The 20784-nt window shown below is 62.6% G+C and carries 27 protein-coding genes; 19 read left to right on the plus strand and 8 right to left on the minus strand.

The features are described 5' to 3' along the window. Window positions 1–752 precede the first annotated feature (752 nt). From HNQ71_RS21460 to HNQ71_RS21480, 5 genes are all read left to right on the plus strand, one after another. Window positions 753–959, plus strand: a complete 207-nt coding sequence (locus tag HNQ71_RS21460; RefSeq protein ID WP_023809797.1) for a cold-shock protein — start codon at window positions 753–755, stop codon at window positions 957–959. Window positions 960–1107: 148 nt separating this feature from the next. Continuing rightward, window positions 1108–1377, plus strand: a complete 270-nt coding sequence (locus HNQ71_RS21465; protein WP_095090880.1) for a hypothetical protein — start codon at window positions 1108–1110, stop codon at window positions 1375–1377. Further along, entirely contained in the window at window positions 1374–1676 is a 303-nt protein-coding gene (locus HNQ71_RS21470; protein WP_184874644.1) for a hypothetical protein, read from the plus strand. Before HNQ71_RS21465 ends, HNQ71_RS21470 begins: the two co-directional genes overlap by 4 nt. A 41-nt stretch (window positions 1677–1717) precedes the next feature. Next, entirely contained in the window at window positions 1718–1855 is a 138-nt protein-coding gene (locus HNQ71_RS21475) for a hypothetical protein (protein ID WP_184874645.1), read from the plus strand. Window positions 1856–1954: 99 nt separating this feature from the next. Continuing rightward, entirely contained in the window at window positions 1955–2179 is a 225-nt protein-coding gene (locus HNQ71_RS21480; RefSeq protein ID WP_095091701.1) for a hypothetical protein, read from the plus strand. 58 nt (window positions 2180–2237) lie between these two features. Here the strand turns inward: HNQ71_RS21480 and HNQ71_RS21485 are convergent, their stop codons facing one another. Then, on the minus strand, window positions 2238–2651 hold the full coding sequence (locus tag HNQ71_RS21485; protein ID WP_184874646.1) for a Kazal-type serine protease inhibitor family protein: 414 nt from the start codon (window positions 2649–2651) through the stop codon (window positions 2238–2240). Window positions 2652–3160: 509 nt separating this feature from the next. Between HNQ71_RS21485 and HNQ71_RS21490 the strand changes: the two genes are divergently transcribed. The 3 genes from HNQ71_RS21490 (at window position 3161) to HNQ71_RS21500 (ending at window position 4544) form a co-directional block, all read left to right on the plus strand. Beyond that, window positions 3161–3373, plus strand: a complete 213-nt coding sequence (locus HNQ71_RS21490) for a cold-shock protein (protein ID WP_006202520.1) — start codon at window positions 3161–3163, stop codon at window positions 3371–3373. A gap of 343 nt (window positions 3374–3716) precedes the next feature. Beyond that, window positions 3717–3929, plus strand: a complete 213-nt coding sequence (locus tag HNQ71_RS21495; protein ID WP_013530020.1) for a cold-shock protein — start codon at window positions 3717–3719, stop codon at window positions 3927–3929. A gap of 186 nt (window positions 3930–4115) precedes the next feature. Next, window positions 4116–4544, plus strand: a complete 429-nt coding sequence (locus HNQ71_RS21500; protein ID WP_184874647.1) for a BA14K family protein — start codon at window positions 4116–4118, stop codon at window positions 4542–4544. A gap of 123 nt (window positions 4545–4667) precedes the next feature. On the opposite strand, the gene HNQ71_RS21505 is transcribed toward HNQ71_RS21500, so the two are convergent. The 3 genes from HNQ71_RS21505 to HNQ71_RS21515 form a co-directional block, all read right to left on the minus strand. Next, the gene (locus HNQ71_RS21505; RefSeq protein ID WP_184874648.1) at window positions 4668–5306 is read right to left on the minus strand and encodes an MBL fold metallo-hydrolase; all 639 of its coding nucleotides are present in this window, start codon (window positions 5304–5306) and stop codon (window positions 4668–4670) included. A 239-nt stretch (window positions 5307–5545) separates the two neighbouring features. Next, entirely contained in the window at window positions 5546–5863 is a 318-nt protein-coding gene (locus HNQ71_RS21510; RefSeq protein WP_184874649.1) for a hypothetical protein, read from the minus strand. Between the two features lie 145 nt (window positions 5864–6008). Continuing rightward, window positions 6009–6902, minus strand: coding sequence for a branched-chain amino acid aminotransferase (locus HNQ71_RS21515; protein ID WP_095090875.1), 894 nt, complete (start codon window positions 6900–6902; stop codon window positions 6009–6011). 248 nt (window positions 6903–7150) lie between these two features. On the opposite strand from HNQ71_RS21515, the gene HNQ71_RS21520 reads away from it, so the two are divergent. From HNQ71_RS21520 to HNQ71_RS21535, 4 genes are all read left to right on the plus strand, one after another. Beyond that, window positions 7151–7684: a MarR family winged helix-turn-helix transcriptional regulator gene (locus tag HNQ71_RS21520; protein ID WP_167392346.1), complete on the plus strand. Its 534-nt coding sequence runs from the start codon at window positions 7151–7153 to the stop codon at window positions 7682–7684. Further along, complete coding sequence (locus HNQ71_RS21525) at window positions 7671–8390, plus strand: response regulator (RefSeq protein ID WP_184874650.1); 720 nt, start codon at window positions 7671–7673, stop codon at window positions 8388–8390. The genes HNQ71_RS21520 and HNQ71_RS21525 overlap by 14 nt, the downstream gene beginning before the upstream one ends. A 49-nt stretch (window positions 8391–8439) precedes the next feature. Then, window positions 8440–9855, plus strand: a complete 1416-nt coding sequence (locus tag HNQ71_RS21530; protein WP_184874651.1) for an ATP-binding protein — start codon at window positions 8440–8442, stop codon at window positions 9853–9855. 255 nt (window positions 9856–10110) lie between these two features. Further along, window positions 10111–11133: a glycosyltransferase family 4 protein gene (locus tag HNQ71_RS21535; protein ID WP_184874652.1), complete on the plus strand. Its 1023-nt coding sequence runs from the start codon at window positions 10111–10113 to the stop codon at window positions 11131–11133. A 159-nt stretch (window positions 11134–11292) separates the two neighbouring features. Here the strand turns inward: HNQ71_RS21535 and HNQ71_RS21540 are convergent, their stop codons facing one another. From HNQ71_RS21540 to HNQ71_RS21550, 3 genes are all read right to left on the minus strand, one after another. After that, window positions 11293–11652, minus strand: coding sequence for a tRNA-binding protein (locus tag HNQ71_RS21540; RefSeq protein ID WP_184874653.1), 360 nt, complete (start codon window positions 11650–11652; stop codon window positions 11293–11295). A 39-nt stretch (window positions 11653–11691) separates the two neighbouring features. Beyond that, window positions 11692–12192, minus strand: a complete 501-nt coding sequence (locus tag HNQ71_RS21545) for a type III secretion system chaperone family protein (protein WP_006202532.1) — start codon at window positions 12190–12192, stop codon at window positions 11692–11694. Between the two features lie 323 nt (window positions 12193–12515). Continuing rightward, a complete protein-coding gene (locus tag HNQ71_RS21550; protein ID WP_184874869.1) occupies window positions 12516–12818 on the minus strand; it encodes an accessory factor UbiK family protein in 303 nt (100 codons plus the stop codon). A gap of 167 nt (window positions 12819–12985) precedes the next feature. On the opposite strand from HNQ71_RS21550, the gene lgt reads away from it, so the two are divergent. The 6 genes from lgt to HNQ71_RS21580 all read left to right on the plus strand — a co-directional run bounded on the left by lgt (window position 12986) and on the right by HNQ71_RS21580 (window position 18765). Continuing rightward, the gene (gene lgt / locus HNQ71_RS21555) at window positions 12986–13840 is read left to right on the plus strand and encodes a prolipoprotein diacylglyceryl transferase (RefSeq protein ID WP_184874654.1); all 855 of its coding nucleotides are present in this window, start codon (window positions 12986–12988) and stop codon (window positions 13838–13840) included. Further along, complete coding sequence (locus tag HNQ71_RS21560; protein WP_184874655.1) at window positions 13837–14925, plus strand: class I SAM-dependent methyltransferase; 1089 nt, start codon at window positions 13837–13839, stop codon at window positions 14923–14925. The genes lgt and HNQ71_RS21560 overlap by 4 nt, the downstream gene beginning before the upstream one ends. A 132-nt stretch (window positions 14926–15057) precedes the next feature. Continuing rightward, window positions 15058–15852 (plus strand): peptidoglycan editing factor PgeF, encoded by a 795-nt coding sequence (pgeF, locus tag HNQ71_RS21565; RefSeq protein WP_184874656.1) that lies wholly within the window; start codon window positions 15058–15060, stop codon window positions 15850–15852. Beyond that, window positions 15853–17004 carry a M24 family metallopeptidase gene (locus HNQ71_RS21570; protein ID WP_184874657.1) on the plus strand — a complete coding sequence of 384 codons (1152 nt, stop codon included), beginning with the start codon at window positions 15853–15855 and terminating at the stop codon, window positions 17002–17004. It abuts the gene before it with no gap. 43 nt (window positions 17005–17047) lie between these two features. After that, complete coding sequence (locus HNQ71_RS21575) at window positions 17048–17674, plus strand: hypothetical protein (protein WP_184874658.1); 627 nt, start codon at window positions 17048–17050, stop codon at window positions 17672–17674. 155 nt (window positions 17675–17829) lie between these two features. Next, entirely contained in the window at window positions 17830–18765 is a 936-nt protein-coding gene (locus HNQ71_RS21580; RefSeq protein WP_019860650.1) for a ribose-phosphate pyrophosphokinase, read from the plus strand. Window positions 18766–18782: 17 nt separating this feature from the next. Here HNQ71_RS21580 and HNQ71_RS21585 read toward each other — a convergent pair whose 3' ends face one another. Next, complete coding sequence (locus tag HNQ71_RS21585) at window positions 18783–19679, minus strand: SDR family oxidoreductase (RefSeq protein ID WP_184874659.1); 897 nt, start codon at window positions 19677–19679, stop codon at window positions 18783–18785. 125 nt (window positions 19680–19804) lie between these two features. On the opposite strand from HNQ71_RS21585, the gene HNQ71_RS21590 reads away from it, so the two are divergent. After that, window positions 19805–20779: an AraC family transcriptional regulator gene (locus HNQ71_RS21590; protein ID WP_184874660.1), complete on the plus strand. Its 975-nt coding sequence runs from the start codon at window positions 19805–19807 to the stop codon at window positions 20777–20779. The last annotated feature ends 5 nt before the right edge of the window (window positions 20780–20784 follow it).

The raw sequence follows: 20784 nt of genomic DNA on the forward strand, positions 1-20784 counted from the left end.
CGCGCCCGCCGCTCTTCTCTGATCTCTGTTAATGGGAACCTGCCGTGTTTGTTCGCCTGCCCGCGATCTAAAGCAATTCCAGGAAAGGTATGAAACGGTTTTCCGTCCGGAATTGCGCCAAACAAGGAGATAGAGCGGTTCGGCGTTTCAGTGAAACGATGAACCGATCTAGGCCATCGGCGCTTCAGGTTCAAGGCTCGCTTGGTGTCCGTCAGCGTCGAAGCGATCAAATCAGCCGGTTGGTCTCCGCAACTTGCCTGGCACGCCGGAGCGTTCCGTCGGTATCGGCGACCCTTCGCTTTGCCGCTTCGTCACTCCTGACGGTCAGCCGCGGCGACAGGATGGGCTTTGCCATCACTGGTTTTGCCAATGGCCCGATCTTGACTGTTGCGCCTGCCGGTGTTGCTTCATTAATCATCAAATCTAGTCCTTCCGTACGCAAATAAAACAAAAATACCGGGAGAATTGTTCCCGCCTGCCTTCAAATAATTTTTGATATCTCTGGATCTGTATCATCATTTTTCTGAAAATTACAGCGAGCAATTTTCTTAGCGAAGTCAGATTTTCTTTTAAATTGCCTTGATTAAATTGCAGCAAAGGCCTATGTGCAGAGGATCGTTTTGGGCCAGAATTGGCATCTCGCGGCGTCAGAGGTTCTCGACCCGCCAATCTCATTCCAATCATCGATACTGGCTAAATCATCGATACCGGCTGCGCTTCGCTACTTTTTTCTCGTTCCTCGAAAGACCGACATGAACACCGGAACCGTAAAGTTCTACAATGGCCAGAAGGGCTTCGGCTTCATTCAGCCGACCGATGGCGGCAAGGACGTTTTCGTCCATGTCAGCGCGCTGGAGCGCGCCGGCTTTCCTGGCCTCGCCGAAGGCCAGAAGCTGCAGTTCGAGTTGGAGCGTGACACCAAGGGCCGCGAATCGGCCGCCAATTTGCAATTGATCTGATCCGGCCGAATTCGATGAACGCTGACCACGGATGTACTGGCAGCTTTCGAAAGCGGCTTATTTCCTGCGATTGCCGGAAATAGGAAAGCGGGGCTCGTCCCCGCTTTTTTGCTTTTCAGGACCGCTTCGGAAGCATCAAGGCACGACAATGACCGATCGCACCACCCACTCCATCGCCCATTTCGCGGCACCCTTCGTGCTCGGCGGACTGGAAGGACAACTGCCGGCCGGCGACTATGACATCGATCACGACGAAGAGGTGATCGAGGGCATGTCGCGGCTTGCCTGGCGCCGCGTCGCCACCTTCATCCATCTGCCGGCAAGGGCGGTGAAAAATCCGACCACCAGCCAGCTTGTCGCCATCGATTACCTCGAACTCGAAACAGCGCTGAAGCGCGACAGGGAGAATGCAGCATGATCCGTTTCCAGCAGAATGCGCGCCCGCGCACCGACACGCCCTCGCACCAGTTTGCGATCGGTCAGACTGTCCGCATGAAGAGCCGTACCGGCCTCGTCCAGAAAACCGCGGAACTGTTCCAGATCAAGAGCAGGCTGCCGGTCAAGGACGGCTCGCCGCAATACCGCATCCGAAGCGAGCAGGAGACCCATGAGCGGGTCACCACGGAAGACAATCTCGAACCGGCCGACAACCCTGTTGTTACCGACAGCCCGGTTGTTACTGACAACCCGCTTGTTGCTGACAATCCGGTCGTCTGAACGCCCAGCAAAGCCACGCCAACACGCAACAGGAGCACGACATGTCCAAGGGTCAACAGCGAAGCAATCGCGAAACGCGCAAGCCGAAGAAGGACAAGGTCGTGGCCAAGCCGGCCTCCCCGTTCGGCTCGTCGGTCAAGCAGGCCGAGAGTAGCCTGAAGCCGAAGGCGAAGGGCTGACAGCCCAGGGGCGCCTCGTGCGTCCCCCGTCGCCCACGTTGTGGGGCGACGGACTGACACGACATGCTGGCGCAACACACCCCGCATACGGAGGCGCGCTTGAACTTCGTCATCGAGTTCTACCGGTCGCGCGACGCCGACGAAGCCACGCTCGACAAGGTATCGCTGGAAGCGCCGAACCTGCGCGCCGCCCTCCAAGGCGCCACTGCGCTGTTCCACACGCTGGCCATGCCGCAAATCCCTGATCGCCTGCGCATTTCCGACGAGGACGGCAGCGAGCTGTACGCCGGCCCTGCCGACGGTGCGTATCCGGCGGAGGTGTGAGCGAACGCCTCGGTTTTCCCTTTCTTCCCTTTGTGGGAAAAAGCTAAACCAGTTCCCTTCAGCACGGCCCGCCGTCAATGACGCGATAGTCCGCGGCACGGGCTTCGCAGGCATTGGGGAAGGTGCGCAGCTCGCCATTGCGGCGCGCGCACACGGGAGCATATTCGCGGGTGCAGAACGTCTGCTCTTCGCCACCGCCACTGCCACCACCGCCGTCGCGGCATGGACCGTCGCGCACGACGCGGTAGCCAGCCCGGTCGGCAAGGCAGGCATTGGCAAACGTCTGGCGGTCGCCGCCGCGCCGGGCGCAGACCGGCTCGTACTGCCTGCTGCAATATTGCGGTTCGGGCCGTGGCGGACGCGGACGCGGCCCTGGTCCCTCATCGACGACGACGGTGCAGGCGGTAAGAATTGCCGACAGGAACAGGATGGCAAAACCTTGCCGCGAAAAGATTGCCGCCAGAAACTTCATGTTGATCTCTCCCTCGATCCCGTCTCGGGAAGACGATCCTTGCCATTCCATTGCCAAATGCAACCCCCGTTTGCAGCCTCCCGCCGGAAACGATGGGCGGAGCCATGGCACCCATCAGCCCCATCCCGCTGGCGGCCACGGCATCTGGCCCATTCGTGGCCGCGTTCTGGGCCGATGACCCGGCCGGCAACCAAGCCTATGTCGAGCCGCATCGATGCTCAGGTCAGTCGATCCATGCGTCGGGATGCGCCCATTGTGGCGGCCCGCGGCGCTATCTTGCAACCTTCACGTTTCCGTGCGATAAATTCCGTGTTCGGGCATTTGCGACCCGGAGAGCGGAACGTTTTGGACGACCTTTCCCCGATACTGTGAATCTCTGACGGCCCCGTTTTCGGCGGGGGGTTTGACCATGCGCCAATGCATGACTGCCGAAGCAACCACCGGGACTTGCCCATTGCGCCAGGCGGCGGGCAGGACCACCAGACTGAACGGGTGAAGGAGTTTCCCCAATGGCCCAGACCGGCACCGTTAAATTCTTCAACGCGACCAAAGGCTTCGGTTTCATCACGCCCGATGGCGGCGCCAAGGATGTATTCGTCCATATTTCCGCGATCGAGGCCTCCGGCCTGCGCACGCTCGTCGACGGCCAGAAGGTCACCTTCGACGTCGAGCCGGATCGCATGGGCAAGGGCCCCAAGGCCGTCAACCTCCGCGCTGCCTGAGCCATCGGCGCCGTGCGTCTCTGACGCATGACGGAGGCTCCAATGCCTGAACCTGGCTTGGAGAGGGATTTGAATTTAAAAGGCGCGGCGGTTTTCGTCGCGCCTTTTTCGTGCCGCGAGTTCTGCCCAATGCCTGTCGCTCAAAAGTGCGCACTGGTTTCGAGGCAACGACAAGCATAAAAACAAAGACTTAAAAAGCGCGTCGTCTGAGCCCCTTCAAACGCGACGCGCTTTAGAGGCCCCAAAAACTTTCTCTTGCCGATAGCGCTAAAATAAAGGACAAATTTCCACTCGGGCATTTGCCGGCCCGAGACTGGACTTTATGGGACCAAAGGAGCTTCCCATGCCGCAGACCGGCACCGTCAAATTCTTCAACCATGCCAAAGGCTTCGGCTTCATCACGCCCGATGATGGCGCGAAGGATGTTTTCGTGCATATTTCAGCCGTGCAGGCGTCGGGCCTTCCTGGTCTTGAGGATGGCCAGAAAGTGTCCTTCGATACGGAACCGGACAAGCGTGGTAAGGGCCCCAAGGCCGTCAACCTGTCGGTTGGCTGAACCGGCTCCAGACCCGCGACAGCGACGGCTGAATAGCCCGTTCCCTGCAGGGGTCTTTGACGCATGTTTTGATATTGCGCGTCGAAATCCGTTCAGCCCCCGTTCAGCCATGGTCGTATATTAGTCCTTGGTAAAGCCGGACTGCATCCCCCGAAACTTGCGCGGGCCGGTACGAAGGAGACCGACATGAATCGAATTTTCAAGACCGCTGTCCTGTCCGCTGCCGTGGTCGCCACCACCTTCGCGACCTTGCCCGCTGCCAACGCGGGTGACTTGCACCATCACGGCCATCATGACAACGGCGATGCAATCGCCGCCGGCGTCCTCGGACTTGCGGCCGGCGCGCTGATCGGTGGTGCGTTGGCAAATGACCAGCCCCCGCCCTACACTGACCGCTACTACGATGACGGTTACTACGAGCGTGACGTAGTGGTGCGCCCTGCACCGGTCCGCCGCTATTATGCGGAGCCGAGGGTCGTCTACAATGAGGGCTACGCCGAGCCGTGGACGCGTGACTGGTATGACTATTGCTCGGACCGCTACCGCACCTTCAACGCCCGCACCGGCACGTTCACCGGCAATGATGGCGAACAGCATTTCTGCACGGCGAACTAAGGCCAAGGGCTTCCCTGCCCCAAACAAAAGCGCCGACCGCAAGGTCGGCGCTTTTTGTTTTGGCTCCACGATTTGACGCCCCGAAGATGAAGCCCCGCACGTGTGAATATCAGCACACCCTGGTTAAACCAGGAACGGGTTGGTCCGCCGCTCCTCGCCGAAGCGTCCACCGGGACCATGGCCGCAGATGAAGCCGATGTCGTCGCCGAGCGGCAGGAGCTTGTCCTTGATCGAGGCGATCAGCGCCGCGTGGTCGCCGCCCGGCAGGTCGGTGCGGCCGACCGAGCCGCGAAACAGCACGTCGCCGACATGGGCGAACTTGGCCGCGCGGTTGTAGTAGACGACATGGCCAGGCGCGTGGCCGGGGCAATGCAACACCTCGAACACATGCGAACCAAAAGACACGGTCTCGCCTTCGGTCAGGAACCGGTCGGGCACGCAGTTGCGCGCGCCGGCGATGCCGTAACGCCTGCCCTGGTTTTCCAGATTGTCGAGCAACGACTTGTCGGCCTCATGCGGGCCGATGATCTCGACGCCGAGCGCCTCCTTCAACTCCATGGCGCCGCCGGCATGGTCGATATGGCCATGCGTTATCCAGATCGCCCCGGCCGATATCGCGTTGTCCTTCAGCACCGCCAGCACCTTGTCGATGTCGCCGCCCGGATCGACGACGACACCATGCTTGTCGTCCATGTCGAACAGGATGGTGCAATTCTGCTGGAACGGTGTGACCGGCACGATGCCGGCATTGAGCTGACCCATGATCGTCCTTTCGCTATTCCAGCGTGATGTAGAGCAATTCCAGGAAAAGTGTGAAACGGTTTTCCGTCCGGAATTGCATCAACCAAAAGACAGAGCGGTTTGGCGTTTCCATGAAACGATGAACCGCTCTGGAGGCGCGGGCGAAGGGCGTCCACCCTTCGACAGACGAACAGTCAGTCGCTCCGAAAACGAAAATGGGCGGCCGAAGCCGCCCATTTGAAACGCTTAGACCGAATAGCTTACTTCTTCATGGCACCCATGACCGCGCCGAGAATGCCGGTCAGGATCGCGCCGCCGCCGGCACCGCCGACGATGTTGTTGAGGTTCAGCGCACTGCCGAGACCGCTCGTTGCTGCTGCCGCGGCCGCCGGATCGACCGCGCCGCCACCAAGCAGGCTGCCGAGGATCGCCGCACCGCCAACGCCGCCAATGGCTCCGCCCAGGATTTTGGGAAGCTGACCCAACGCCGCCGTCTTGAGCGCCGCACCGACCGCCTGACCACCGATGATACCCGTAATCACCTGTATAATGATCGGAAGAAGCGTGTTCATGTCCATATGATTAGTCCCTCCATAGCTGCCAGCCTTCCGGGCCGACAGCATCATGAGACGCCGAATTGGACGAAAGTCAAATGCAGAAACACTTAAATAAAAGGGGCAGCCCCAAAACCGCCCCTGCTTGCTCGAAAAGCTGTGACTTTCGTTATTCTGCCGCGATCGCGTGCTTGGGCTGAACCGCTGCAGAATAGTCATTCATAAGGTTCTTGGCGATTTCACCGACCTCGAATCGGTAAGGTCCGATCTCCGAAACCGGCGTTACTTCCGCTGCCGTCCCGGTCAGGAAGCATTGCTCAAAGCCTTCCAGTTCTTCCGGCATGATGGCGCGTTCGATCACTTCCAGACCGCGATCCTTGGCCAGGCCTATGACCGTGCGGCGGGTGATGCCGTCGAGGAAGCAGTCGGGCTTGGGCGTGTGGATCTTGCCGTCCTTGACGAAGAAGATGTTGGCGCCGGTCGCTTCCGCGACCTGGCCACGCCAGTCGAGCATCATGGCATCGGCATAGCCCTTGGCCTCGGCGGCGTGCTTGGACATGGTGCAGATCATGTAGAGGCCGGCCGCCTTCGACTTGGACGGCGCCGTGCGCGGGTCGGGCCGGCGCCATTCCGCTACGTCGAGGCGGATGCCTTTCAGCTTCTGCGCCGGATCGAAATAGCTGGGCCACTGCCAGATGGCGATGGCGCAGTTGATGCGGTTGTTCTGCGCCGAAACGCCCATCTGTTCGCTGCCGCGCCAGGCGATCGGCCGGACATAGGCGTCCTGGAACCCCTGCTTCTTCAAAAGCGTGGTGGAAGCGTCGTTGAGCTCGGCCACCGAATAGGGGATCTTGAAGCCGAGCAGGCGCGCCGATTCATGCAGGCGCTCGGTGTGTTCGTTGAGCTTGAAGATCTCGCCGCCATAGGCGCGCTCGCCCTCGAAGACGGCGCTGGCGTAGTGCAGGCCATGGGTCAGTACGTGGATCTTGGCGTCACCCCATTGGACGAACGCGCCATTCATCCAGATGAAGCCGTCCAGTTGATCGAAGGGAACGGATGCCATGGTAACCTCCCGCGGGCGGCAGCCCGCATAGTGTTGTATCGTTGTGTGTTTCGTGTCGGCCGCGCAAAGCGGCCTTTATGCTGGAGCGTAGGCGGATAATTGCGCTCTGGCAAACTCAGGAAGTTCCGGAAAAACCGACCTCTCTTGCCTTTTCGTTCGCAATCCGCCCAAAAGCTTGTCAAAAATTACCATTGCAGGGAAATTACGTCAATAGTACTGACATAATCTCTCTTTCAAGCGGAGAAATGATGACGGATCGAAGCCACGCAGCCGGGAAACCGATCAGGACGGCGATCACCGACGAGGACGGCATCGACTTCGCCATCATCGAACTGCTCTTCTTCGCCTATCGGGACTTCACCTCCGATCCCGATCAGATCCTGGCCGATTACGGATTCGGCCGCGCCCACCACCGGGTGCTGCATTTCGTCAACCGCAGGCCGGGCCTGACGGTTGCCGAACTGCTCGACGTGCTGAAGATCACCAAGCAGAGCCTGGCGCGGGTGCTCAAGCAATTGATCGACACCGACCATGTCGTGCAGTTGCAAGGTCCGCGCGACCGCCGCCAGCGTGAGCTTTACCCCACCGCCAAGGGCCGCGCACTGGCGCTGGCGCTGGCGCGGCCACAGTCGCGCCGCATCCATGCTGCATTGGGAGATTCCGGGATAACCGAACGGACCTTGGTTGAACGGTTCCTCGAGGCGATGGTCAATCCGGAACTGAGAGCGCAGATCGACGTTGGGTCCGCAAAAATGTCAGGGAAAAGCCATGGAGAGCACTGAAAGGGTCGATCACGCGGCCGCACCGGACGACGACGCGCCGCATTTGCTCGTCGTCGACGACGACACCCGCATCCGCAATCTTCTCAAGCAGTATCTGACCGAAAACGGCTTTCGCGTCACCGTTGCCGGCAATGCCGGCGAAGCCAGGCGCAAGCTTTCCGGCCTAGACTTCGATCTTCTGATCCTCGACGTGATGATGCCCGGCGAAACGGGCGTCGACCTGACCAAGTCGCTGCGCGCCGAAAAGAACGTGCCGATCCTGATGCTGACGGCGCTGTCGGAAACCGACAGCCGCATCACCGGGCTCGAAGCCGGCGCCGACGACTATCTGCCGAAACCTTTCGATCCGCGCGAACTGATCCTGCGCATCAACAACATCCTGCGCCGTGGCGGCCCGGCGACAACGCCGAAGGTCGAGCAATTGGTCTTCGGCCCTTACACGTTCCAGATCGCCAGGCGCGAATTGAAGCGCGGCGGCGAGGCGCTGAAACTGACTGACCGCGAGCAGGAGATCCTGGCGATCTTCGCCGCGCGAGCAGGTGAGACGATACCCCGCCACGAGCTTGTCGGCGACGATTCGGAAGTCGGCGAGCGCACCATCGACGTGCAGATCAACCGGCTGCGCCGCAAGATCGAGCGCGATCCGTCCAATCCGGTCTGGTTGCAGACCGTGCGCGGTATTGGGTATCGGCTCAGCGTGGAATAGAATGCCGCCTGCGGCCGGCTGAACGGTTGCGGGCAAACGAAAAGAGCGAATGGCAACCACGGAACTGCAACAGCCGGGCAAGGACGGCTTGAGCGCACGCGCCGCGCGCACGCTGAAGGCGGTGCCGCGTGCCTGGAACCGGTTCTGGCGCCTCGTTTCGCTGTATATGCCGAAGCGGCTCTATGCCCGTTCGCTGATCATCGTCATCGCGCCGATGATCCTGCTGCAATCGGTCGTCGCCTTCGTCTTCATGGAACGCCATTGGGCAACCGTGACGCAGCGTCTGTCGCAGGCCACCGTGCGCGACATCGCCGCCATAATCGACTTGACCGAGACCTATCCGCACGACGCCGACTACGCCAACATCATCCGGATCGCCCAGGACCGCATGCAGCTGAAGGTCGACCTCTTGCCGCCCGACCCGCTGCCCGCGCCCGGCCCCAAACCCTTCTTCTCGATCCTTGACGACGTTCTCTCGGCCGAAATCACCCGCCAGATCAACCGCCCGTTCTGGATCGACACGGTCGGCAATTCCAACATCGTCGAGGTGCGCGTCCAGCTTGAGGGCAAGGTGCTGCGCGTCTTCGTGCGCCGCAGCCAGGCCTATGCCTCGAACACCCACATCTTCCTGATCTGGATGGTCGGCACCTCGCTGGTGCTGTTGATGATCGCCATCCCCTTCCTGCGCAACCAGATCCGGCCGATCCTGACGCTCGCCGAGGCGGCCGAAAGCTTCGGCAAGGGCCGGCCGATGCCGCGCGACTTCCGGCCGCGCGGCGCCGAGGAGGTTCGCCGCGCCGGCTTTGCCTTCATCCAGATGCGCGAGCGAATCGAACGCCAGATCGAGCAACGCACCGCCATGCTGACCGGCGTCAGCCATGACCTGCGAACCATTCTCACCCGCTTCAAGCTGCAGCTGGCGCTGGCCGGCGGCAAGGCCGAGACCAAGGCGGCGCTCGACCAGGACATCGACGATATGCAGTCGATGCTCGAAGGCTACCTCGCCTTTGCCCGCGGCGAGGCTTCCGAGGATGCCGGACGGTTCGATCTCGAGGCCTATTTCCAGAAGCTCGACGAGGAAGCCGGACTGCGCAAGCGCAAGCTTTCGACGACGCTTGTTGGCGACCCCGATGTGCATGTGCGGCCGAACGCCTTTGCCCGGCTACTGTCCAACGTCATCGGCAACGCCTTCCGCTATGCCAGGACGATTGAGGTCAACGCCAACCATGGCCGCGGCTCGCTGCTGGTCACCATCGACGACGATGGCCCCGGTATTCCGCTCGACAGGCGCGAAGACGTGTTCAAGCCCTTCGTCCGGCTCGACGAGGCTCGCAACCTCGATGCCAGCGGTACGGGGCTCGGCCTGTCGATTGCCCGCGATATCGCCCGCAGCCACGGCGGCGACATTACCCTCGATGACAGCCCGCTCGGCGGCCTGCGCGCCGTCATCAAGGTGCCGGCCTGATCGGAGCATGATCCCGAAACGTGGAAGCCGGTTTCGGGCTTAATCAGGCTTAGCTGAACGATTGCTTCATCCGCCCGTCATGAAACCATGGTGAAGAGCGCGCATGAAGCGCGCGACCTCCATTGATTCGGCCTTGCCGCCTCACTTCGATCCCGTGCCCGCCCGGGTGCGCTGGAGCGAAGCGAGAGCCACAGGCTGGTCGCCGTTCCGGCATCGTCTCAAGGCAACCGTCGACCTTTCGAGCAAAGGGCCGCCATGCGCATATTGATGGTCACCGACGCCTGGCGCCCACAGGTCAATGGCGTCGTCCACACGCTGGAAAGGCTGACCGAAACGCTGAAATCCTTCGATGTCGCGGTGGATTTCCTGACGCCCAACATCTTTCGCACGTTGCCCTTGCCGACCTACCCCGACATCCGGCTGGCGCTGACCACGCCCGGCCATGTCGCGCGCCTGATCGAAGCCGGCAAGGCGGACCACATCCACATCGTCACCGAGGGACCGCTTGGCATCATGGCGCGGCGCTATTGCCGCAATGCCGGCCGGCCGTTCACCACCAGCTATCACACCCGCTTTCCCGAATATCTGAGCGCCCGCCTGCCGGTGCCGGAAAGCTGGACCTATCGCTGGCTGCGCGATTTCCACAATTCCGGCAAGGGCACGCTGGTCGCCACGCAGTCGCTCGCCGACGATCTAGCCTCGCGTGGCTTCAACAAGCTGCGCCCCTGGACACGTGGCGTCGACACCGACCATTTCCGGCCGGACAAGAAGAAGGATCTCGGCTTTCCCGGTCCGATCTTCCTCTGCGTCGGCCGCGTCGCCATCGAAAAGAACCTCTCGGCCTTTCTCGACCTCGATCTGCCCGGCAGCAAGGTGATCGTCGGCGAGGGTCCGGAACTGGCCAAGTTGAAAGCGAAATACCCGCAAGCGCATTTCCTCGGCCATCGTCCCAATGACGAACTGGCCGAGATCTATGCCTCGGCCGATGTCTTCGTCTTCCCCAGCCGCACCGACACGTTCGGCAACGTCATCATCGAGGCGCTGGCCAGCGGCACGCCGGTGGCCGCCTATCCGGTGACCGGCCCGATCGACATCGTCGGCGACGGTTTTGGCGGCGCGGTGTCGGCCGACCTGCGCGAGGCAGCACTCGCCGCCCTCAACGTCGATCGCGCCCAGGCGCGCGAACGCGCCATGCGCTACAGCTGGAAAGCCTGCGCCGAAATGTTTCTCGACACGGTCGAGGAAGCGCTCGGCACGCCGCGGAAGCTGGCTGCCTGAGAAGCATCGTGGCCTCAGGATGTGTCGAGATTCCGGTCAGGCCGAGCTGAGAATGGCGGGCTCCGAGGCCCGCAGCGGAGCGTACTTTTGAGTACGTGAGCACCGGAAGCGCAGGAGACCGGCGTTCGCAAGCCGGCCTCACCTGATTCTCAACACGTCCTAAAAGAGCCGCCCGCCATCCGGCACCCTGCGCTCGATGGCGCCGAGCACCACGGCGCCCTCGTCGTCGGGAAAGCCGAGTGTCAGCACTTCCGACATGAACGGGCCGATCTGGCGCGGCGGGAAATTGACCACCGCGAACACCTGCCGGCCGATCAGCGTCTCGGGCGCATAGTATTTGGTGATCTGCGCCGACGATTTCTTGATGCCGATGTCGGCGCCGAAATCGATTTTCAGCTTGAACGCCGGCTTGCGCGCTTCGGGAAACGGTTCGGCCTCGACGATCGTGCCGGCGCGGATGTCGACACGATCGAAGTCGGCAAAACTGATCTCGGGCTTGCGTTCGCTGCTCGAACTCATCTCTGTCTTGTCTGCGTTGCCGTCGCTCTAGAGCATGATCTAAGCGTTGCCGTAGGTCTCGAACAGCACGCCGGCCAGCGCGTCCTTGGCCGAGGTTCCCGACCAGACGACGAACTGGAACGCCTGGAAATAGCATTCGCAGGCTTCCAGCGCCGACGACAGCAACACCTCGACCTGCTGGCTCGACGGCTCGACCCCACCCGCCAGGAGCAGCGACTGGCGGAACATGATCGCGCCTTCCTGCTCCCAGAGGTCGAAATGGCCGAAGAGCATCTGTTCGTTGATGAGCGACAGCAGCCGCATCACTTCCAGCGCACGGGCCTCCGGCACCTTGATGTCGAAGGCGCAGGCCAGGTGCAGCGCCTCGAAATCCTCCATCCACGAGAAGGAGACGTGATAGTCGGTCCAGCTGCCGGCAACTGAGATCGAAATCTCGTCGTCACCTGCCCGCTCAAAGGACCAGTCGTTGTTGTGGGCCACCTGCTCGATAACATCCACCGGATGGATTTCGCGGGAGAATTCGAGTTCGAGAAGTTCCATGGAATGCTTCCTGTCGTTCTGAGGAGCGCCGCCACACGCTCCGCGGGAGGGCACACACAACGAACAATCTTGTCTAGAACTCGGACGGCCAGGACTTCTCGACGCAAAGACCCCAGACCGGACCCCACCGCCCGGCCACATGACCCTGCTCCGAATCATGCAACAAATTCAGTCTATTGATCGGGAGTCGCGTGAACAGCCCAATTTTTCGCACTGCGTCATTCGCATGTGGAAAGCCGCTGTCACAAAGATTCATGCAACGCCGTTAAGCGATTCACGGCAAAGCGCTTTTCAGGATCGGGCTATGTGGAAAAGTTTAATGATTATTTTTTTGCGCGGGGCTTTGCCGCCGCCGCTGGTGCGGCCTGTCCGGACAATTCGGCAAGCTTCGCCTCGAGCGCCTCGATACGCTCCGCAAGGCGGGTGTTTTCTTCCCGGGCCTTGGCCGCCATCTCGCGCGCCGCTTCGAACTCTTCGCGCTGCACCACATCCATGGTGTTCAGGATGCGTTCGGCCTGGCCCTTGAAGGCGGTCTCGACTTCACGGCGCACGCCTTGGGCGGCCCCGGCGGCATCGGTCATCAGCTTGGCGAATTCATCGAGAATGCGGTTCGGTCCGGTCGACATGGCAAATCCTCGCTTACCGTTATTTGAGTTAGTAGCGCTGCACTTGGAATGCAAGCATGTTGAGTCCTGCTGCGGCATCAAGTCGGGAACGTCCGCCTTGCCTTGACCCTGCCAAAACCCTGCCGCATGGTCCGCGCCCAAATGCGATCGCAACCGAGAGTTCCCCGTTGAACGACTATTTCCTGCTGCCGCTGGCCTCCCTGCCCTTCCCCAACATCAACCCGATCCTCATCCAGATCGGGCCGCTGGCGGTGCATTGGTATGGCGTCGGTTACATCGTCGGCATCCTGTTCGCCTGGTGGTACGCCAAGCGGCTCGCCGCCAACGCGACGCTGTGGCCGAACGGCGTCCTGCCGATGAAGCCGGAGGACCTCGACGACTTCATCGTCTGGGCGGCCATCGGCGTCGTGCTGGGCGGCCGCACCGGCTACGTGCTGTTCTACGACCTGCCGCGCTACATCGCCCACCCGCTCGACATCTTCGCGGTCTGGCAGGGCGGCATGTCGTTCCATGGCGGTCTGCTCGGCGTGATCCTCGCCATGATGCTGTTTTCCATCAAGCGCGGCATCCGCACGTGGTCGCTGTTCGACGTGGTGGCGGCCGGCGTGCCGGTTGGCCTTGGCCTGGTGCGCGTCGCCAATTTCATCAATTCCGAGCTCTGGGGTCGCCCCACCGACGTGCCCTGGGCGATCGAGTTCCCCAATGGCGGGCCGTTTGCCCGCCATCCGAGCCAGCTCTATGAGGCACTGCTAGAGGGCGTGGTGCTGTTCCTCGTGCTGCGCATCCTCACCCATTCGCGCCTCAAGCTGAAGACGCCGCGCTTCGTCGGCGGCGCCTTCATCTGCGGCTATGGTCTGTCGCGCATCTTCGTCGAGTTCTTCCGCGAGCCCGACCAGCAACTCGGCTATCTCCTCGGCACCAATTGGCTGACCATGGGCATGATCCTGTCGTCGCCGATGGTGCTGGTCGGTATCTGGGCGATGGTGACCGCCAAGCCGGTGCCACAACCGCAGCCGGCATGACACGGCTGAAGACCCGCATTGTCGGCCTGATCGAGGCGTTGGGGCCGCTTCCCGTCAACGAATACATGGCGCTGTGCCTGTTCGACCCGCAGGACGGCTACTACACGACGCGTGAACCCTTTGGCGCGGCCGGCGACTTCATCACCGCGCCCGAGATCAGCCAGATGTTCGGCGAACTCGTTGCCATCTGGCTCTACCAGGCCTGGCTGGCCAGCGGCCGGCCGCTACCGGTCACCATCGCCGAGATCGGCCCTGGCCGTGGCACGCTGATGAAGGACATGTTGCGCACCCTGTCGCGGCTTGATCCTGATCTGACCAATGGCGCCGCCTTCGCCATGATCGAGACCAGCCCACGCCTGACCGAAGTCCAGAAACAGACGCTTGGCACGACGCCGTTCGCGATCGATTGGCACGAAACCATCGATACGCTGCCGCAACAGCCGCTGTTCATCGTCGGCAACGAATTGTTCGACGCCGTGCCCATCCGCCAGTTCGTCCGCACCGGCGCCGGCTGGCGCGAGCGTATGGTCGGCCTCGACGAGACCAATGAGCTGCACTTCTTCGCCGGCGCCGGCTCGGTCGACCCGACGCTGCTGCCTGACGACGCCGCTGACGCGCCGCAAGGCGCGATCGTCGAGGTCGCGCCGGCACGCGCGGCCCTGATGGCGGCCATTGCCGAACGCATATCAAAGCATGGCGGCGCCGGCCTGTTCATCGACTATGGCCACCTCAGGCCAGGTGTCGGCGATACCCTGCAGGCTCTGCGCAGGCATGATCACGAAGATGTGCTGGCCAATCCCGGTGAGGCCGACGTGACAACCCATGTCGATTTCGCCGCCCTTGCCGCAACCGTCCGCGCGCATGGGCTCGACGCCCATCTGTCGACGCAGGGCGGCTTCCTGCTCGGCATGGGCATTCTCGAGCGTGCCGGCCGGCTCGGTGCCGATGCCGACCAGCCGGCGCGCGACAAGATCGCCGACGACGTCGAACGCCTCGCCGGCGCGCAAGCCATGGGCGAGCTGTTCAAGGTGCTTGCCGTGCTGCCGCGCGGCGTGGCCGTCCGGCCCTTTGCCACGGCGGATTGACTTTTCCCTGCTGCCTCTCCCAATCTCCCGTCCGGCAAGCAGCGTTCGGACCGCCGGCCGAACTCTGCCACGCCTTCTTGTCGAAAAGTACTTCTTCTTGACGAAACCGCCCACACGGACAACAACGCCCGCATGCTGAATCAGACCAAACCGGATCCCGTTCGGTCGCCCCTGCTGGACGAGGCGCAGGCACGAGGCATCCGCCACGGCTATTTCACCCGCGTCGGCGGTGTTTCCAGCGGCATCTACCAGGGCCTCAACATCGGCACTGGATCGAATGACGACCAGGCGCTGGTCGCCGAGAATCGCAGCCGTGTCGCCGCCTGGATGGGCGTGCCGGCGAGCCATCTGCTGACCGCCTGGCAAGTGCATTCGCCCGATGTCATCGTCGTGCGCGAGCCCTTTGCCGGCGAGCGGCCCAAGGCCGACGCCATCGTCACCGACCGGCCGGGCATCGCCATCGGTGCCTCGACCGCCGATTGCGGCCCGGTGCTGTTCGCCGATGCGCAGGCGCGCGTCATCGGCGCCGCGCACGCTGGCTGGAAAGGCGCCTTCACCGGCGTGCTCGAAAACACCATCCTCGTCATGGAAAGCCTCGGCGCCAGCCGCCAAAACATCGTTGCCGTGCTCGGCCCCTCGATCGGCCCCGAAAACTATGAGGTCGGACCGGAATTCGTCGCCCGTTTCGTTGAGGCCGACGCTGAAAACATCCGCTATTTCGCGCCATCCGCCAACGCTGGCCATGCGATGTTCGACCTCAACGGCTACACGGTCGACCGGTTGGCCAAGGCCGGCGTGAAGGCCGAGGGCCTCGGCCGCTGCACTTATGCCGAGGAAGATCTGTTTTACTCCTACCGGCGCACCACGCACCGCAAGGAGCCCGATTACGGCCGGCAGGTTTCGGCAATCGTTTTGGAGAAACAATAAATGGCGCTGCATTTTGAACGTTCGGAATTTGACGCGCGGCGCGACCGGCTGATGATCGAGATGGCCGAGAAGAAGCTCGACGCCATCCTGCTGTTCGCCCAGGAAAGCATGTACTGGCTGACCGGCTACGACACGTTCGGCTTCTGCTTCTTCCAGTGCCTGGTGGTGAAGGCCGACGGTTCGATGGTGCTTTTGACCCGCTCGGCCGACCTGCGCCAGGCACGCCAGACCTCGATCATCGACAACATCGTCCTGTGGACCGATCGCAACGGCGCCAACCCAGCGGTCGACCTGCGCAACCTGCTCAACGAACTCGACCTGCTCGGCGCCCGCATCGGCGTCGAATATGACACCCACGGGCTGACCGCCTACAATGGCCGGCGGCTGGACGAACAGCTGCAGACCTTTGGCCAGATCGCCGACGCGTCCGGCATCGTCGGCCGGCTGCGCCTGTTCAAGAGCCCCGCCGAAATCGCCAAGGCCGAGAAGGCCGCCAACCTTTCCGACGACGCGCTCGACGCAGCCTTGCCGCTGATCAAACAGGGCGGCGACGAAGCACTGATCCTGGCAGCCATGCAAGGCGCGATCTTTGCCGGGGGCGGCGACTATCCGGCCAACGAATTCATCGTCGGTTCCGGCGTCGATGCGCTGCTGTGCCGCTACAAGTCCGGCCGCCGCAAACTCACCAAGAACGACCAGCTGACGCTCGAATGGGCCGGCGTCTTCAACCACTACCATGCGCCGATGATGCGCACGGTGCTCACCGGCAAGGTCTCGAAGCGCCATCAGGAGCTGTTCGACGCCGCTCGCGCAGCCCTTCTGGCCGTCGAGAAGGCGATGACGCCGGGCAACAGCTTCGGCGACGTCTTCGACACCCATGCCCGCACCATGGAGGCGCACGGCCTGACCAAGCACCGGCTGAACGCCTGTGGCTATTCGGTCGGCGCCCGCTTCACGCCGTCCTGGATGGACATGCCGATGTTCTACCAGGGCAACCCCGAGCCGGTCGCGCCGAACATGACGCTGTTCGCCCACATGATCATCATGGATTCCGACACCGAGACGGCGATGACGCTTGGCCGCACCTACCTGACAACCGAATCCCAGCCCAAGCCGCTGTCCCGCCATGATCTCGACTTGATCGTACAGTGAATCCACAATGGGAGGCGTTCTTCGCCAAGGAGTTAGAAGGCAAATGAGACGATCGCATGTGACGACCGTGTCATTGCTTGTGGCATTGGCTCTTGCCGCCTGCACCAACGCAAAGGACGTTCTCGAACCCTCCGCCATCACCCCGCCGGCGACCTCGACGCCGTCCACGCCAGGCACCCAGGGCAGTGCCGTCCCCGCCCCGTCGCCCGCCGACCCCGCCATTGCGGGTAATCCCGCAACCACCACCACGCCGGTCTCGCCATCCCAAAGCGCTGCCATCCTGTCGAAGACCCGCTTGCAGATCGCGCCGATCGTCGGTGCTTCGGTGGAGGCCGCCACGCCGCTGACCGCGGAATTGCAGACGCGCGCCAGGCAACGTGGCATTACGCTTGCCGGCAGCACCGACCAGACCGCGACCCATGTGCTCAAGGGTTATTTCTCGGCGATATCGGAAGGCAAGGACACCACCGTCATCTATGTCTGGGACGTCTACGACCCGGCCGGCAACCGGCTGCACCGCATCAACGGCCAGCAGAAGTCAGCTTCGGTCAATTCCGGCGACAGCGGGGGTGGCGACAGCTGGAAAGGGGTCTCGCCGGCGACAATGCAGGCAATCGCCGACCAGACCATCGACCAGTTCGCGGCCTGGCTTGGCGGCAAGGCGGGCTGAGGTGTTGCTCGCTGGCGATGGCGCGAGGCTTTCTTGAGATTAGCCGGCGGATTCCCGATCTCGGCGCTTGCAATACCGGCGCGGGCCGCTAAAAGCCCGGTTAAAAGGTGCAGGAGAGTCTATCTGATCTCTCCATCCTCCACCAGGAACGGTGTATGAAACTCTTCGCGGGCAATTCCAACAGGGTGCTGGCCGAAGCGGTCGCCCGCTATCTCAACATCCCGCTGGGCAAGGCCAGTGTCAGGCGCTTCGCCGACCAGGAAATCTTCGTCGAAATCCAGGAAAATGTGCGCGGCGAGGATGTCTTCATCCTGCAGTCGACCTCGTTCCCGACCAACGATCACCTGATGGAACTGCTCATCATGATCGATGCCTTCATGCGCTCGTCAGCCAAGCGTATCACGGCGGTGATTCCCTATTTCGGCTACGCCAGGCAGGACCGCCGCGCCTCCGGCCGCACGCCGATCTCGGCGAAGCTGGTTGCCAACATGATCACCCGTGCCGGCGTCGACCGCGTTCTGACGCTCGACCTGCATGCCGGACAGATCCAGGGCTTTTTCGACATCCCGACCGACAATCTGTTTTCGGTGCCGGTCATGGCCCGCGACGTGAAGGCGAAGTACAAGCAGCTCGGCAATGTCGTGGTGGTGTCGCCCGATATCGGTGGCGTGGTGCGCGCCCGTGCGCTGGCCAAGCGCTTCGACGCACAGCTGGCCATCGTCGACAAGCGCCGCGAGCGTCCGGGCGAATCCGAAGTCATGAACATCATCGGCGCCGTTGCAGGCAAGGATTGCCTGCTGATCGACGACATCGTCGATTCCGGCGGCACGCTGTGCAATGCCGCCGATGCGCTGCTGGCCAACGGCGCCACCAGCGTCACCGCCTATATCACCCACGGTGTCCTGTCGGGCGGCGCCGTCGCCCGCATTAGCGGCTCGAAGCTGCAGGAACTGGTGATCACCGATTCCATCCAGCCGACCCAAGGCGTGCTCGACGCTCCCAACATCCGCGTCATCTCGATCGCCGACCTGATGGGCGAGGCCATCTCACGCACGGCGACCGAGGAATCGGTGTCGAGCCTGTTCGACTAGGCCCGCCCGAAACAGCCTCAACCTTCGAAATAGCCGGGACGATCGAGGTCGGCAATCAACCCCGGCTGCATCGGCTGCCATCCAAGCGCCTGCCTGGTCTGCTCGCTGGAAGCAGGCCAATCCATGCCGAAGAAGTGGCCGAGGAAGCCGAAATGGTCGGCTGCTTCCTCGCGGGTTTTGGAAACAACCGGCAGATTCAGCTGGCGGCCAATGATCTCGGCGATCTCCCGCGTCGGCACGCCCCGGTCGGCAACGGCGTGATACCTGGCTCCTCCGGTCCCCTTCTCGAGCGCCAGCCTGAAGAGCGTAGCGGCGTCCAGCCGGTGCACCGCAGGCCAGCGGTTCGTCCCATCGCCAATATAGGCCGAAACACCTTTTTGACGCGCGATGCCGATCAGCATCGGAACGAAGCCATGATCGCCGTCGCCGTGGACCGAGGGCGAAAGACGCACCGCCGAGGCGCGCACGCCGCGCGCCGCCAGCGCTTCGGCCGTCACCTCCGAGGCACGGGGATAGGAAGCGGTTGGAGGAACAGGCGCGTCGCCCTCGCTCGCCATGCTGCCGGCCGGCGTCAGCAGTGCCAGCCCGGAGGTGACGAGCAAGGGCCGCTCGGAGCCTTCGAGTTCCGCCCCCAGCGTCTCGATGGCGCGCCGGTCCGCCTCGCAATTCGCCGCGAATTTCGAGAAGTCGTGATTGAAGGCGGTGTGGATGACGCCATCCGAAAGGGCCGCTCCACTGCGCAGGCTTTCCAGGTCTTCGATATCGCCGCGATGCGCCTTGGCGCCCGCAGCGACAATCGACCTCGCACCTGCATCCGAACGGGCGAGGCCAAGCACCTGATGGCCCGCTCCAATGAGCTCCCGCACAACCGCCGAGCCGACAAAGCCAGTGGCACCGGTGACAAATACACGCATCGCGATTTCTCCTTTGTTTGCTCAAGGGCCGTATGGGCAGCCCGTTGCGCAAGGAGATACGGGATTGAGAAAATACGATCTATGCTGTAGAGTCTGTATTATCTTCGCAATCGTCCGAAATGCTCATGGATCCGCTCTCAGATGTGCTGTCGCTGCTGAAGCCGCGCAATTACCTGTCCGCCGGGCTGGAGGCCGGTGGCGACTGGTCGATCCAGTTCCCCGACCAGCAGGCAGCCATCAAATGCGGTGCCGTCGTGTCGGGCCGATGCTGGCTGTCCGTGGACGGCGTCGCAGATGCGGTGCGGCTGGAGACGGGCGACTGTTTCCTGCTGCCGCGCGGGCGCCCTTTCCGCCTTGCCAGCGACATGGACCTGCCATCGGTCGATGCCCGGACCATCTTTTCCCCCGCCCGCACCGGTGGCATCACCTCGCATAATGGCGGCGGCGATTTCCTGCTCGTCAGCAGCCGCTTTGCCCTATCCGGGGACCATGCCGGCATCCTGTTGCGGATGTTGCCGCCGATCGTCCACATCCGCAGCGACTCCGATCATTCGCCGCTGCGCTGGCCGGTGGAGCGGATGATGCAGGAATTGCGCGAGCGCCGGCCGGGTGGTTTTCTCATCGTCGAGCATCTCGCCCACATGATCCTGATCGAGGCCTTGCGCCTGCATATGGCCGAAGGTTTGCGAGGTGGCGTCGGCTGGCTGTTTGCGTTGGCCGACAAACAGATCGGCGCGGCGATCGGCGCCATGCACGAGGACCCGGCGCATGGCTGGACATTGCAGGCGCTGGCCGAGCGCGCCGGCATGTCGCGGTCGACCTTTGCGCTCAAATTCAAGGCAATGGTCGGCGCTTCGCCGATGGACTACCTGACGCGCTGGCGCATGCTCGTGGCCGGCGACAGGCTGGCGAGTTCCAGCGATCCTGTTTCCGTCATTGCGCTCTCGCTCGGCTATGAATCCGAAAGCGCCTTCAGCACCGCCTTCAAGCGGGTGATGGGCTGTTCGCCACGCCAACATAGCCGTGGCCGGGCGCCGGCTTCCGCCTCGCATGGCGAGGAGATCATCCGCATCAGCCAGCCCGAGCCGGTCGAGGGCTGAAGGAC

Origin of the sequence: Mesorhizobium sangaii (assembly GCF_014207355.1) — a bacterium.
Taxonomy (GTDB): Bacteria; Pseudomonadota; Alphaproteobacteria; order Rhizobiales; family Rhizobiaceae; genus Mesorhizobium; species Mesorhizobium sangaii.

What these genes read in the sequence shown, in the direction of transcription:
- HNQ71_RS21460 (WP_023809797.1), top strand. Translation starts at nt 753, where the DNA reads ATGAACACCGGAACCGTAAAGTTCTACAATGGCCAGAAGGGCTTCGGC.
- HNQ71_RS21580 (WP_019860650.1), top strand. Translation starts at nt 17,830, where the DNA reads ATGAAACTCTTCGCGGGCAATTCCAACAGGGTGCTGGCCGAAGCGGTC.
- HNQ71_RS21515 (WP_095090875.1), bottom strand. Translation starts at nt 6,902, where the DNA reads ATGGCATCCGTTCCCTTCGATCAACTGGACGGCTTCATCTGGATGAAT.
- HNQ71_RS21525 (WP_184874650.1), top strand. Translation starts at nt 7,671, where the DNA reads ATGGAGAGCACTGAAAGGGTCGATCACGCGGCCGCACCGGACGACGAC.
- HNQ71_RS21570 (WP_184874657.1), top strand. Translation starts at nt 15,853, where the DNA reads ATGGCGCTGCATTTTGAACGTTCGGAATTTGACGCGCGGCGCGACCGG.
- HNQ71_RS21475 (WP_184874645.1), top strand. Translation starts at nt 1,718, where the DNA reads ATGTCCAAGGGTCAACAGCGAAGCAATCGCGAAACGCGCAAGCCGAAG.
- HNQ71_RS21485 (WP_184874646.1), bottom strand. Translation starts at nt 2,651, where the DNA reads ATGAAGTTTCTGGCGGCAATCTTTTCGCGGCAAGGTTTTGCCATCCTG.
- HNQ71_RS21495 (WP_013530020.1), top strand. Translation starts at nt 3,717, where the DNA reads ATGCCGCAGACCGGCACCGTCAAATTCTTCAACCATGCCAAAGGCTTC.
- pgeF (WP_184874656.1), top strand. Translation starts at nt 15,058, where the DNA reads ATGCTGAATCAGACCAAACCGGATCCCGTTCGGTCGCCCCTGCTGGAC.
- HNQ71_RS21545 (WP_006202532.1), bottom strand. Translation starts at nt 12,192, where the DNA reads ATGGAACTTCTCGAACTCGAATTCTCCCGCGAAATCCATCCGGTGGAT.
- HNQ71_RS21530 (WP_184874651.1), top strand. Translation starts at nt 8,440, where the DNA reads ATGGCAACCACGGAACTGCAACAGCCGGGCAAGGACGGCTTGAGCGCA.
- HNQ71_RS21585 (WP_184874659.1), bottom strand. Translation starts at nt 19,679, where the DNA reads ATGCGTGTATTTGTCACCGGTGCCACTGGCTTTGTCGGCTCGGCGGTT.
- HNQ71_RS21535 (WP_184874652.1), top strand. Translation starts at nt 10,111, where the DNA reads ATGCGCATATTGATGGTCACCGACGCCTGGCGCCCACAGGTCAATGGC.
- HNQ71_RS21550 (WP_184874869.1), bottom strand. Translation starts at nt 12,818, where the DNA reads ATGTCGACCGGACCGAACCGCATTCTCGATGAATTCGCCAAGCTGATG.
- HNQ71_RS21490 (WP_006202520.1), top strand. Translation starts at nt 3,161, where the DNA reads ATGGCCCAGACCGGCACCGTTAAATTCTTCAACGCGACCAAAGGCTTC.
- HNQ71_RS21540 (WP_184874653.1), bottom strand. Translation starts at nt 11,652, where the DNA reads ATGAGTTCGAGCAGCGAACGCAAGCCCGAGATCAGTTTTGCCGACTTC.
- HNQ71_RS21590 (WP_184874660.1), top strand. Translation starts at nt 19,805, where the DNA reads ATGGATCCGCTCTCAGATGTGCTGTCGCTGCTGAAGCCGCGCAATTAC.
- HNQ71_RS21470 (WP_184874644.1), top strand. Translation starts at nt 1,374, where the DNA reads ATGATCCGTTTCCAGCAGAATGCGCGCCCGCGCACCGACACGCCCTCG.
- HNQ71_RS21575 (WP_184874658.1), top strand. Translation starts at nt 17,048, where the DNA reads ATGAGACGATCGCATGTGACGACCGTGTCATTGCTTGTGGCATTGGCT.
- HNQ71_RS21560 (WP_184874655.1), top strand. Translation starts at nt 13,837, where the DNA reads ATGACACGGCTGAAGACCCGCATTGTCGGCCTGATCGAGGCGTTGGGG.
- HNQ71_RS21510 (WP_184874649.1), bottom strand. Translation starts at nt 5,863, where the DNA reads ATGGACATGAACACGCTTCTTCCGATCATTATACAGGTGATTACGGGT.
- HNQ71_RS21465 (WP_095090880.1), top strand. Translation starts at nt 1,108, where the DNA reads ATGACCGATCGCACCACCCACTCCATCGCCCATTTCGCGGCACCCTTC.
- HNQ71_RS21520 (WP_167392346.1), top strand. Translation starts at nt 7,151, where the DNA reads ATGACGGATCGAAGCCACGCAGCCGGGAAACCGATCAGGACGGCGATC.
- HNQ71_RS21500 (WP_184874647.1), top strand. Translation starts at nt 4,116, where the DNA reads ATGAATCGAATTTTCAAGACCGCTGTCCTGTCCGCTGCCGTGGTCGCC.
- HNQ71_RS21505 (WP_184874648.1), bottom strand. Translation starts at nt 5,306, where the DNA reads ATGGGTCAGCTCAATGCCGGCATCGTGCCGGTCACACCGTTCCAGCAG.